This is a genomic window from Segatella bryantii (genome assembly GCF_022024215.1).
GTDB lineage: Bacteria > Bacteroidota > Bacteroidia > Bacteroidales > Bacteroidaceae > Prevotella > Prevotella bryantii.
The window spans coordinates 271,202-284,546 of sequence record NZ_CP091797.1 but is presented as its reverse complement, the minus strand read 5'-3'; the positions used below and the strand labels follow the sequence as shown (position 1 = coordinate 284,546).

Annotated in this window: 10 protein-coding genes and 1 pseudogene; 5 read left to right on the top strand and 6 right to left on the bottom strand. The window is 38.0% G+C overall.

What is annotated here, in order from left to right:
• Nucleotides 1-95: 95 nt before the first annotated feature.
• The 3 genes and pseudogenes from L6471_RS01000 to ribB form a co-directional block, all read right to left on the bottom strand.
• Nucleotides 96-1,082: a helix-turn-helix domain-containing protein gene (locus L6471_RS01000; protein ID WP_094448725.1), complete on the bottom strand. Its 987-nt coding sequence runs from the start codon at nt 1,080-1,082 to the stop codon at nt 96-98.
• Nucleotides 1,083-1,949: 867 nt separating this feature from the next.
• Entirely contained in the window at nt 1,950-2,399 is a 450-nt protein-coding gene (locus L6471_RS00995; protein WP_237797059.1) for a hypothetical protein, read from the bottom strand.
• 418 nt (nt 2,400-2,817) lie between these two features.
• Nucleotides 2,818-3,423, bottom strand: a pseudogene (gene ribB, locus L6471_RS00990) (3,4-dihydroxy-2-butanone-4-phosphate synthase); the annotation flags it as partial.
• Between the two features lie 193 nt (nt 3,424-3,616).
• On the opposite strand from ribB, the gene trxA reads away from it, so the two are divergent.
• Nucleotides 3,617-4,162, top strand: coding sequence for a thioredoxin (trxA, locus tag L6471_RS00985; RefSeq protein ID WP_237797058.1), 546 nt, complete (start codon nt 3,617-3,619; stop codon nt 4,160-4,162).
• 122 nt (nt 4,163-4,284) lie between these two features.
• Entirely contained in the window at nt 4,285-5,529 is a 1,245-nt protein-coding gene (serB, locus tag L6471_RS00980; RefSeq protein WP_006281433.1) for a phosphoserine phosphatase SerB, read from the top strand.
• Between the two features lie 486 nt (nt 5,530-6,015).
• On the opposite strand, the gene L6471_RS00975 is transcribed toward serB, so the two are convergent.
• Entirely contained in the window at nt 6,016-6,411 is a 396-nt protein-coding gene (locus L6471_RS00975) for a hypothetical protein (protein ID WP_074803229.1), read from the bottom strand.
• Nucleotides 6,412-6,513: 102 nt separating this feature from the next.
• Entirely contained in the window at nt 6,514-7,620 is a 1,107-nt protein-coding gene (locus L6471_RS00970; RefSeq protein ID WP_237797057.1) for an AAA family ATPase, read from the bottom strand.
• A 509-nt stretch (nt 7,621-8,129) separates the two neighbouring features.
• Here L6471_RS00970 and L6471_RS00965 point away from each other — a divergent pair.
• From L6471_RS00965 to L6471_RS00955, 3 genes are read left to right on the top strand one after another with little or no spacing between them, the layout of a single operon-like run.
• Complete coding sequence (locus L6471_RS00965; protein WP_237797056.1) at nt 8,130-9,473, top strand: AAA family ATPase; 1,344 nt, start codon at nt 8,130-8,132, stop codon at nt 9,471-9,473.
• A gap of 4 nt (nt 9,474-9,477) precedes the next feature.
• Nucleotides 9,478-10,116: an RloB family protein gene (locus L6471_RS00960; RefSeq protein ID WP_237797055.1), complete on the top strand. Its 639-nt coding sequence runs from the start codon at nt 9,478-9,480 to the stop codon at nt 10,114-10,116.
• Between the two features lie 33 nt (nt 10,117-10,149).
• On the top strand, nt 10,150-12,222 hold the full coding sequence (locus L6471_RS00955; RefSeq protein WP_237797054.1) for a hypothetical protein: 2,073 nt from the start codon (nt 10,150-10,152) through the stop codon (nt 12,220-12,222).
• Nucleotides 12,223-12,554: 332 nt separating this feature from the next.
• Here L6471_RS00955 and L6471_RS00950 read toward each other — a convergent pair whose 3' ends face one another.
• Nucleotides 12,555-13,277, bottom strand: a complete 723-nt coding sequence (locus L6471_RS00950) for a DUF2971 domain-containing protein (RefSeq protein ID WP_237797053.1) — start codon at nt 13,275-13,277, stop codon at nt 12,555-12,557.
• Nucleotides 13,278-13,345: the final 68 nt, after the last annotated feature.

The window sequence follows — 13,345 nt, the reverse complement described above, 5'->3', positions numbered from 1 at the left end:
TACCCGTGACGATGAAAACTTATCGTAACTTGTGAATAATTGGGGAATAACTGGATTTCGCTCAAAATTGAGGAGGAAAGTTCTGTTTTCCACCATCATTGAATCCGATAAGAGCCGAATTTAGCCAGTCTGTTGGCCATAACCTTTTCAATTTCTTCTTTGACGATGAGGTTTTGGACACCAACTTTCACCTTTGTGAGGTTGTTTGTCTTGACGATAATACAGATGTTGCTCTTGGTCATGCCGTACTTCTCTGCTGCTTCGGCAGTAGTGCAATAGGCATCACTCGCCTTCATATCTGGATGATATATCTCGTCAAGATGTATCTTTGAATAGTAAGTTTTGCCATATTCTCGCTTGGTGGGAATATGGCGACGGTATACTTGGGAGCGCAGGGATTCCCTGGTAGTGGAATATAATGTTTCTGCCTCCTCTGTGGTGAGCCACTCAGTCAGAGATTCTATCTCGGCAGAAACGCCAAATAGTTCATCCATGTGTTTTCGGCTATAATAGTTCTTGCCTGCAATCTTACACATGGGGATGTTGTTTCTCTTGGCAGAAGCATAGAGCCATGACTTCTTTACCTTGTAGATTGCCATGACAGCCTCGCCGGAGATATAGTCAAGTGTTTCGGAGTACCTCATTGGTGATTCGCCAATCTGGTTCTTATCTTTCTTTGATGAAGAGGAAGATGACAAATGGGAAGGTTTCTTGCTTGCTTTCTTTGATGAAGCACCAGGCATTACTCTATGATAGGGATTTACTGCAAACATCTTCTCGATGTCACTCTTGCGGACAAGAGCCATCCGGCTGCTCAGCCGTGAAGCTGGCAACTTCCCTTGTTCTACAAGTTTATAGACATACTGACGGGTACAGCCAAGAAGAATAGCTGCTTTAGAAAAGGTCAGGTACTCCTGCTGTTGGAGTTCCATCGCTGGTTCAATAGCTCGAAGGAAATCCTTTTGTCTTTTTCTCTTGCTCTCCTTCGCTTGCTCAGCACATTCCTCTGAGCAGAACTTCTGCATTCCGTTGTTTGTGGTGAAAATCTTACCACAATAAGCACATTTTCTGGTCTTTGGCATACTTGCAATATTAATGGGTTCAACATTCCTTTTTGCTGTACCTCTCCGCAAGTAATCACAAGTAAACTATCGACAATCTTTGTCAACCTTTTCCACGATATTGCTTTTCTCAAAAGTGGGTCAAAAAAACGTCAACTCTTGTAACCTGTCGTCAACTCTTGTCAACTCTGTCCACGATATGGCAAAAAAATAGCCTCGTAAATTCCCTGCGGTAGAAATACGTTGCAAAATTAACGGGAATTTCCGAAGCAACCAAAAATAGCTTCTGAAGTGTTAAAATCTAAAAGTAATTGATATATAGTGGCTTATCTATGTGTGTTTTTCGTTATTTATAGTTGTTTAGAGGGCTCTAAATACTATTATAGAAGCAATAACTACATAACTAACAAAAAACTTGCAAAAAAGCTCAAAACATAAACTTAAAAAATTTTTAGTACTATGCTTAAACCATTTGATATATACAGAAATGCATAAAGACAATACTATTATAGCCAAATAATCATGCATCCACGGAATACAAATTGGGAGCAATAGATAGCTCGTACGTATAAGTATATCTAGAAAAGTTACTATAAATAAACAAATTGCCCACAAAAAAGCATTAAACCACAATGTCTTAAAAACATCTGTAATTAAAACCATAATTTTATTTCTTTATTATTTGACTATTCCTATCAAAAAAGGCTTTATTTACACCCCATATACAATTTCCTATATTGAAGAGAGTCCACTTGTTAGAGTACCTTCTCCTGCTGATATAGCAACATCACTTTATGCCAGGTTACGAATAGTTTATAAAATGTATAATGCGTCGTAGCCTAGCTGCTCTGCATGAAGTTCTTAGTTGTCATATAAGTAGAATTAACATTATTGATCATACAATAAAACCAAATAATATCCCATATATTTTTTAATCTTTGCTTTATATTGGCTTTTTTCTTTATGGACAACAAGGTCTCCAGGCCATTCATAACCATCAATCGGCTGGTCTTTTGGAAGATGATAGATGATGCCATCTTGATAATCATCACAATATGAGCCTGCATTTTCAAAATACACAATTTTCCCATGAGAATAAAAAACAAAAGGTCTAGTACCCAAACGAAAATCATTCTTTCGTCCAAATCTACTATAAACTTCGTCTTCGCAAGGCGCATAGCTATATATTACTGCTGAGTCCCAAGGAAAATCAACATAATCGTTTATATCTATCTTAGTATCACCAGCAAGGACATCAAGATAAATCCGATCAGAAATGGATCTATGGCATGATGACAGCATCAATAACAAACACCACGACATAAATATATTCCTCATAATCAATGATTTAAGCCGTCATTATTACAATTGTTTAAAATCTCCATTTTTTCATAAAATTCTTGATCAGATATATAAAAATAAGTGATTAATTTTCTTACAAAATTATATATAAACTAGATACATTGTTTATTTTTTTAACTTTTTTAGTACTCAATAGGTAACTTTCATATTCGAGACCACAAAGGTGGTACAGGTTCTGCGCTGCTGTCAATGGTATGACTTGTTGTCCGTATAGATGTTCAGTTCGTCGTATCTGGCTGTCCTTATCCATTTGGCAGGCACGCTGATGAACTTGAAAACCATACAAAACATAAAGGCAACCGAAATCAATCGATTGCCTTTATTCCTATTTAAATAACAGTTTCAAATGAAATCTGTAGAATGAATCTATTACCGTTTAGCAGTTGTTAGCTTTACGATATTCTATCAATTCCTCGATAGAAATAATCTTCATATCCCAAGCCTTCGCCTTTTCCATCAACTGTGGCAAACGTGCCATCGTACCATCTTCATTCATCACCTCCATCAACACGCCAACAGGTTTAAGTCCCGCAAGACGACACAAGTCGATAGCAGCTTCGGTATGACCATTACGATCGAGCACACCATTATCCTGTGCATAAAGCGGATTAATATGTCCTGGACGACCAAAAGTATCAGGGGTAGAAGCAGGATCAGACAAAGCCAAAATAGTAGCCGCACGGTCTGCAGCTGAAACACCAGTAGAACAGCCCTCAAGTTTATCGACCGTAACCGTGAAAGGTGTACCCAAAAGTGAAGTATTATCCTTTACCATGTGAGGCAAATTAAGCTCAGCGCAACGAGCGTTAGTCATAGGCACACATAGTACACCACGAGCCTCATGCAATAAGAAGTTAACTTTTTCAGTAGTAATCTTTTCTGCCGCAACTATCAGATCACCTTCGTTTTCGCGATCTTCATCGTCTACAACGATTACAAATTTACCCTCTTTAAAATCTTTTACCGCTTCCTCAATACTATTGAGCTTATATTCTGTCATTTTTACAAATCTTTTTTTGTGGGTTTTTAATACCTTTTTATATGATGCTGCAAACTTACTGATTTTTTTTGAGAATTCCATCGATTTAACCAAAAATATCAAATTTATCTCTCATACGATACTTTTTTACCGAAAATATTTGGAAGTAATATAAAAATAGTCTATATTTGCAGCAATAAATATCTGAAACGATATGAAATACTTGATAAGGAAAACGATATTAATGGGCTTAACCCTGACCGTGATGCTTGCTGCAACGAGCTGTAATAAACAGTCGGATAAGAATGCACAGCAAGAAGGGAAAGAGCCAACAGCCAGTAACCATCTGGCAAAAGAAGAGAACAAAACAACTATAAACAAGGAGGAAAAAAAGATGAACAAACCAGTAGAAATGACTGCGGCAATGTTCCGCGAGAAGATTATGGATTATCAGACTAATCCTAATGAATGGAAATATCAAGGTGATAAACCAGCTGTTATCGACTTCTACGCTACATGGTGTGGCCCTTGTAAAGCTACCGCACCGGTACTCGAAGAATTAGCAGGCGAGTATACAGGACAAATCGATTTTTACAAAGTCGATGTAGACCAGCAAGAAGAACTCGCTGCATTGTTTGGTGTACGCTCTATCCCTACCCTCGTATTTATACCTAAGGAAGGACAGCCACAGACCGCTGTTGGAGCGATGAACAAGCAGCAGTTGCAAGAAGCGATTCAAGCTACTATCTTAAAACATTAAGAGTGAATATCGCCCGACATCGGGTAAAAATAGGCAGAAAACGCAAGTTTTCTGCTTTTTTTCGTCTTATCAACGAATATTTGCGTAACTTTGCACGATAAACGCAACTATTCATATTTGATATGGTAAATAATGAACTAAAAGAAGAACAGATCCTTATTGGTATAACCGGTATCGACCAGCCAGGTCTTACCGCTACCATCATGCGTATCCTTTCTCGCTACGAGGCACAAATCCTCGATATCGGTCAGGCTAACATCCACTCTACTTTAAGTTTGGGTATTTTGATTCGTATCGGCACGGAGAAGTCAGGATTCGTTATGAAAGATCTTCTGTTTGCAGCCACCGAACTTGGTGTACATATTGACTTCCGTCCAGTAGCCGACAAGGAATACGAGGGATGGGTACGCCATCAGGGTAAAAACCGCTATATCCTATCAGTGGTAGGTAGAAGTCTTACCGCATTGCAAATAGCTCTTGTTACTGCGATTATACGCCAACAAGGTTTTAATATTGATAATATTCGCCGACTCACTGGTAGAATGAGTATCGAGCATCCTGAAAGTAATCTCCGCACTTGTTTCGAGTTTTCACTACGTGGCAAACCTACAGATCGGGAGCAGATGCAAAGTGAATTTATGCGATTGAGCCGTGAGCACGGTATCGAGATATCATTCCAGGAAGATACCATGTATCGCCGTATGCGAAGACTGATTTGTTTCGATATGGACTCTACGCTGATTCAGGCTGAATGTATCGATGAGCTGGCTCGCCGTCATGGTGTATACGATCAGGTAGCAGCCATCACAGCCAGCGCTATGCGTGGTGAAATCGATTTCAAAGAGAGTTTTACCCGAAGAGTGGCTTTGCTGAAGGGTCTTGATATCAGCGTTATGGAGGATGTACAGAAAAATCTTCCTATCACCGAGGGTTGTGATCGACTGATGAAGGTGCTCAAGAAGGCTGGTTATAAGATTGCTATCCTCTCTGGTGGATTTACTTACTTTGGTGAATACTTCCGCAAGACTTACGGTGTAGACTATGTATATGCCAACGAACTTGAAGTTGGCGAAGATGGCAAGTTGACCGGTCGCTACAAAGGTCCTGTTGTCGATGGTCATCGCAAGGCAGAACTATTGAAACTGATTGCTCAGGTAGAGCAAATCAATTTGGAGCAAACGGTAGCTGTGGGTGATGGTGCAAACGACTTACTCATGATATCAGAAGCCGGTCTGGGAATCGCCTTCCACGCTAAACCAAAAGTTGTAGAAAGCGCAGAACAGAGTATTAACAACATTGGACTCGATGCCATATTATACTTCCTTGGCTTCAAGGACAGCTACCTAGGCGAAGATGGTGTAGCATAAAAAGAAAGATCGATAATAGAAATAGCAGACTCAACCAGAAGGCGTATACACCTCTGGTTGAGTCTTTTTTATGTCATCATGCAAACGTTTACATAATAAAAAACAATTTTAATGCGTAAAAATTATCATAGTAGAGAAAAACTATATATCTTTGCAGCAAAAGTTGAGAATTTCAACGAGAAAAATAAAAAGAACTAATGCGAATAAAGCGATGAAAAAGGAAAAGAATGTATCAACAGGAACTATCAAAAATGGTATGATTGAAACAGATTTTAATTTCCATAACTGGTTCCTTTCTTACATCGACAAAGACTAATCTCTTAATCGTGTGAGCAAGATTTGAGAAAGAGAATTAAAAGAAAAAACATTTTAAAAAAAGGGACAATCGATATAATAATTCGACTGTCCCTTTTTTTAGTTAACAAGAAAAAAATCCACTTATTCCATCATTTTAACATCATTTTTGGCTTAGAAAAATCCTCTCAATCATTTCAAATAATCATACAAGAATATTGGAAAAGAGTTTAATATGGAAACCATTTCATCCGTATTCACATATTTATCTTTCTGCGCTTCAAATATGCTTTTCTGATTGATCGTTGATTTTTCTGATGGGATGGTATTGCAACCACTTACTAAATAATGAGCCTTACATACATTTTGAATTTTCAAACTTTCCCAGTTGTTCTTGACGGTTTCCTTGTCTGTCTTATCAAGGTCGATGAATCGAAAGGCTTTTGCTTGTGCATAAGCGAAACGTTCGGCCTTACCTTTGAATAGATGCTTGGCGCACTCGTCCCTTGTCGCAACATATTTCCAATAGTCAGCATCTGGCATTTCCTTGGTGTATTTCAATATTTGAGTACAATGTTGGGAGATCATGCCTGCACTTAACTACGCATAGTTCTTCATTCGGCAGGAATAGTTTTCCTATCGAATCGAAAACCGTAGGTTCGGCTTTTCCACCTTCAAATACGAACAATATCATACGTCAAACGTACCCCCTCTATACAGTTTCTCCAAGTTGTGACCAAATCGAAGCTCTTTGTCCGTAAGATTGCATATCGCACTTATATTGTTGTTCTTTAATATGAAGAAACAATCAGGGCGTAGCAAATCATTTGACAACAAAAACGTGTCATGAGTAGTCAAGAATAACTGATTGTCACTCTTGAACAATCGACGGCAAAGGGTATATGAAAGCTCATGGTGGTAAAAAGCATCAAATTCATCAATGAAGATAAATGAAGCATTCACCATCTCTTTCAACCAGTAGTATTGCAATTCTAAATTCATTGTGCCCGTAGACGCAACTAACACAAATGGCATACGGATGCCATTGATAACCGTATAAAGCATGTTCTCGCCCTGCATGGGTTTAGCAAACACAAAATGCTGACCGCTCACTTCTTTCAGAAAATTCGAGAAATCTTCTGTAAGATTATTGTTGATGATATATTCCTCTATGTTGCTTCCTCCCTCTTTAAGTCCAATAAACTCACGATTGTCAAGGCTTCTGAAGAACAACATATTCTCAACAAAGTTTCTTAGCTTCAGCAAGGCATGCCCTTCAGGAAAAGGCACAACACTCAACAGATAATTGACAATCGAGATGTTATTTGCGCTGTTTTTCAAATTGTCAATGGCTGCATCCGTCAAAGCGAACTCTTTGTTCAAGCGCAACGTATCCGTGTCCTTATATAGTAGTTCCTTGTCATTCAAGAACAATTGCTCCTTTACGATAATCCCTTTAAGCTCCTTTGCCACCTTTGAGTAGTTATATGATATGACATCTTTACCGAAATTAAAGACATACTCAAAATCTACAGGCAGGTTGTATCCATATGCCGAAGCATAGTTCAAATAGTAATCGGGTTTCTTCCACTTATGCGACAAATGATTGGCTATATCGAAGATAGCCAACCCTAAGTTACTTTTTCCTGATCCATTTGGACCATATATGATGCCATTCTTCACAATACCGTTCTTAATGGCATCCGTATTGAAAGAATAGCTGCATGGATGCGACAAATTCCACTCTATGTTATCAGCAAATCCACGATAATTCTTAACGGCAAATCTTGTTAGCATAGCTAATATTTACTTTTTTAAATTATATACGGCAAAGTTACAAAATATTCTTTGTTCCGTAAAATATTTACGGAACAAAGTCGCTAATATGGAAAACTTTCCCATAAAATAACCTTCTTTTAATCTTTTTCGTATGCATTTTACGGACAGTCGAATTATTATATCGACTGTCCCTTTTTTTAGTTAACAAGAAAAAAATCCACTTATTCCATCATTTTAACATCATTTTTGTCCACTTATTCCGTTTTTTAACGACCAATTTCACCCACTTATTCCGAATTTTTAGGGCTATATTTGTCCACTTATTCCTTTTTTGGGCTGTATAACCGAATACTTAGAAAGACTTCTTTACAAGGTTCAACACATCGGATTTTTATAAGAAAACGACGAGATATTTATAACACCCTAAATATTTGTCACATTTTCAAATATTTAATGTATAAATTCGACAGAGTCTAAATTTATTTATTATATTTGCAACAGAAATAATATAAATATTAGATACTATCATGCTATTATCAGCCAAGTTCGAAAATATATACTCGTTCAACGAGGAAACGCGTATCTTGTTCACGGCGAGCAAGAGCGACCAATTGCCGTTGCAAGTGTCACGTGCAGAGAAGCGAGATGATATATCTGTGCTCCGCATGGGCTTGATTTATGGTGCCAATGCTTCGGGTAAGTCGAACATCATAAAGTGTTTGGCTATCATCAAGGAGTTTGCCATGAATGGTTGGAGTAACCGAAAGTACAATTACTTCAAGATGACGGACACTCCACAAGAGCGTTCAAGCATTGAACTGGAGTTCAAGGTGGATGGTCAATTCTTTGCATACGGCATTGCCTTCTCGAAGGGTGGCTTGTTGGAAGAATGGCTGTATAAGACAGGCAGTCGTACTGATACTATGATTTTCGAGCGCAAGCGTAATGGCGACGTTTGGGAGAATACCATTGCACCACAGTTCGTAAAGGGGGCAGACGGTCAGTTCTTGAAGTTCCTGATTGATGGCACACCAACAAAAGGCACTTTCCTGAGTGAATATATCAAGCGTAACGGAAAGGGAATCGATGCTATCAAGTCGGCACGAAAGTGGTTCGAGAATTTGAACATCATCTTCCCAAATACGCACAGAACAGATTTCCCATTTCGAGTAGTGGACGTCTCCCAATTTAAGAACGTGATGCGTGATTTGCTCAGCTACTTTGGCACAGGCATATCAGATCTTCGTCGTGTGGAGTCGAAATCTGAGGAATTGGGCATCCCAGATGAAATTCGGCAGAAGATTGAGGAAAGCCTTGACGGCAAAGATGAAAAAGCAGGCGTTGTGATTCACAATGAGAGCCGTTTCATCTTTGCGGAAAAAGACGAGTCGAAGAACCTAAAGTGGTACGAATTGAAGACCATCCACAAGACAGAAGGCAGCAACTCTGACTATATATTCGAAATGTTTGAAGAGTCAGATGGAACGTCTCGCCTTTTCGATTTCATTCCTATGCTCATTGACATGCGAGCCAATGATGCCGTCTATGTGATTGATGAGGTCGATAGGAGTCTGCATCCGATGTTGACTTTGAAACTATTGGAGATGTATGACAGCTTACTCAGAAGCGATTCGCAGATGCAGTTGATATGCACCACACACGAGTCTAATCTGCTTTCCACTGCTCCTATCCGTCAAGATGAGATATGGTTTGTGGAGAAAGACAAGAAGGGTGAAAGCCATCTGTCTTCGCTCTGTGAGTACAAGCCGAGGGAGAATGTACAGAAGGGGTATCTGAACGGTCGATACGGAGCCATACCATTCTTTGGAGAACTGAACAATATTCATTGGAACGATGCGAAGCAGGAATAGTTTAATGCGCGAGCGTCAAGAGGCATTCCGTGACGCTCGCCTAATAGTCATAGCCTCCGAGGGCAAGGACACGGAGCGAATATATTTCAAGGCATTGGCCAAAGAATATACCAATCCCCGTGTGCATGTACATATCTTGGAACGAAGTGAAGACGAGCAAAACAACTCCAGCCCTGAACACGTCTTGAAGCAGTTGAACGATTACAAGGAACAGTATGCACTAGAAGCTGACGATGAACTCTGGCTTGTCGTAGATAAAGACCGCTGGACAGAATCGATGCTTTCTCGTGTAGCTACAGAATGTTCGCAGAATGACTATATGCACATGGCATTGAGCAATCCTTGCATCGAACTTTGGTTGCTGTTGCATTTGGTAGATGCCACCTCATTGTCTCCTGAGGAGCAACAGCTATGGCTGGAAAACCGTCGAAATTCGAGAAGGACAGATCCATATCTAAAGACACGATTGCGTCAAGAGATGGGTTCTTACCATGAGGCTGCATATGATGCTCAAATGCTGATAGCTCATGTTAAGGAGGCGATAGAGCGGGCAAAAGCTTTGGACAAAAATCCTACTGACCGTTGGCCACAGACTCTCGGTACACGAGTATATCTGCTGGCTGAGAGCGTGATGAATAGATAAACAATTAAACGAATGAATTAATATTATAAACAAATGGATAGAATCTCAGACAAGCGAAAGTGTATGGCATCACTAACTGTTTTTCGCAATTTGTATAATCAAAAAAGAGATATTTATTGTGTTATAGCAGAATTTATCAAATTAGCTATAGCAGAAAAAGCATTATCATCTTTTGACTTGCAAGAGATGGTTAATATTATAAATCAAGAGTACGGTTTTGATTTGCCAGTGGCTGTTGTAAAAAGAGCATTGGGAAAACTAGATTTTCTAAACAAAAACAAATCCTCATATACAATTAAAAAAGATGCAGTTTTCAATGCCGACGAAATAAGGAAGGACACACAAACCGAGAACGATGTGAATCAAAAAGCAATAGACTCGCTTTGTGTGTTCGTTGAAGGGAAAATGGGAAAAAGCCTTTCTATACATGAAAAAGAAGAATTGTGTAATGATTTTTGCACTTTCATTATAGATGATACGAATTCTTCACAATTTGGAGAGTACATATCGCAATTTATAATTGAACAGTCAAATGATAAAGCTTTTGTTGAACAATTAAATCAAATCAGGCAGGGTGTCGTAATTTTTGTTGGCCTAAATTATAACGCAGATTATAATGCTGTTGATAAACTCGACACGCAATTACACATCTATTTGGACACAGAAATAATATTCCACATGTTTGGACTGAATGGCGCACTTTATAAGGATCTGTTTGATGAATTCTATGAATTAGTCCAAGAAGTCAACAAAAAAGCAAAAACTCCAATTATTAAACTGAGATATTTTGCTGAGAACAGAGACGAGATAGAGTCTTATTTCAAAATTGCAGAACGAATTGTTCGCAAGGAAGAACAACTCAATCCATCAAAACAAGCGATGAGTAATATTGTAAATGGATGTATTGATGCTTCCCAGGTCGTTGAGAAAAAATCAAAATTGTTTCGGATGCTTGCCGAAAAAGACATTACACTTGACACGCAAGAGCATTACTATGATAAAGAAACCAATTGGAATTACTTGATTGACAGTAAGCCATTTTATGAATACAATGATAATGATACATCAGAAAAAGATATAGATAGGAAAGTAAAGCTTCTCAATTATATATCAATCAAGAGAGGATATAAAAGCCAATCTATATTCAGGACTGTGGGACACATATTGTTATCTGCAAATAAAGTTACATTTACAATTGCATTTGACAAGAACGTAAAAAAAGACAATTGCGTTCCATTAGCAACAAGTCTTTCATTTTTGACAAATAGATTTTGGATGGTCTTAAATAAAGGATTATCCAACATGTCAACACTTCGTTCAATAAATGTCATAACTAAGGCTCAGATAGCTTTGTCTTCTCGCATCAATGATAATGTTGGCAGGCTTTTTTCTCAATTTATAGAAGAAGATAAACAAGGTAAATTTGATATTGACAGCAAAAAAGCGACCTTGGCAGAACTACATAAATCTACAGTTAGCCCAGACGATCTACATGCAGACAATGCTGATTCCTATGTAGAAGTATTAAGTGTTAATGATATAAATGCATTCATTGCCGAGAGGAAATTGGTTGAAGCAAAAAACAAAGAAGAACATCAGAACACTCTTAAGAAAATGAAAGAACAACATGATGCAGATTTGAAAGAGCGTGCTAAAAAAGATGCCTCCCTTAGAAAAGCCGCATTAGAAATACAAGATAAAAGGAATAGAGAATATCAAAACGAATATGAGAAACAGAAAGAAGATTATTTCAAGGGGAAGGCTACCTTTATCAAGAAGAACGGGAGAAAAGATTGGAGAAAGAACGCTGTGATAGCAACAGTTCACGTCCTAATAGTCATAGGCTTATTCGTTGTAAGTATATTCAACGAAAATAATAAGATTAAAAGTTTGTCGATTAGTATTAGCTTCATTATCTACATAATTCCATTCGTACGTCCGTTATGGGACCATAGAAAGGTATCCAAGGCATACAAATATATCTTCTTTCCATCATACAGAAAGCAAAAAAATATAGAGTATGAAAATGAATATAGGGACAACAATCCAAAGCCAATGTTGAAACACATATCAATAGAAGAGGTTCTCCAAGAACTAATGAATTAATTAGTTCTTATTTTGACGGTACATACATGTAGCGCAACCGTATTCTAATAAGTGAAGATATGCTAGAGATCATAGTTTCCGCTCCAAACTATTTATGATTCAAAAAGGAGTAAGCCTTATCCATAAGATAAATGTCTTGCTCCTTTATTGCAATATACTTATTGGACAACTAGAAACATCTTATTAACCGATTTCTCTGCTTTGGCGATATAAAGCTAAACAAAAGCTATTTCGGGCGGAAACTTGCAAAATATCGCAGTTTCCGCCCGAAATGATAGCGATTGAATGTTGCAGCAACATTTACTCTATCACACACACTTAGTTTGCAACTATCATATTATTTCTGATTGTAGTTTAAAAGCATCATCATCTACACGCATTTGATAAAAATTGATGTGTGGGTTCAGTTCTTTACGAACAAACTGAATTATTTTTTCTCTCTCATGCTTATCTATATTTATGCCAAAATAGATAGACTCAAAACATTCACCTTTCAACTGTATATAATGGTGTATCTCACGCATATCCCATGTCTTTTTAGAATGTTTGGCTTGCGCAGGAGTCAAAGCTGCATACATAGAGTTGGGTTTTGGCATGACTAATCTTACCTCCTGTTCATATTCCCATTCCTTTGCTTTTGTTTGCCATTGATAATTAAACAGCCCCATCGTGTTACAATATCCATTTGGACGTTCAATTATACTCTTATATTGAACATCAAGAACAAGAGGTTGTTGGTATATTTCTCCAAACATTGGAGGGACGGATTGCATCACCTTGTCTATGTCAAGCCCGATACAGACACCTTTGTGATTATAGCAATAATGAGCCCACATAAGTATTGAGTCATTGACTTTAGACAAACTACAAAGCCACGTGTTGTTACGAAGATTAAGAGCGTCGTTTTCTTCTTTTTCTATCCACCATCTCTCAGGTATCCATCCTTGTAGTTTATGCTTTGGCACCTTTGAGTAGTCAAGCAACTTGGGATGACAATCGAATGGATCATTCAACTGAGAGGCATTAGTAAACTGGAGATTATGGTTCCTAATCATACATTTAGCCCCAGTTATATCCAAATATTTGTATAGAATGCGAGCCATTAAACAAATAATTTTAAAAT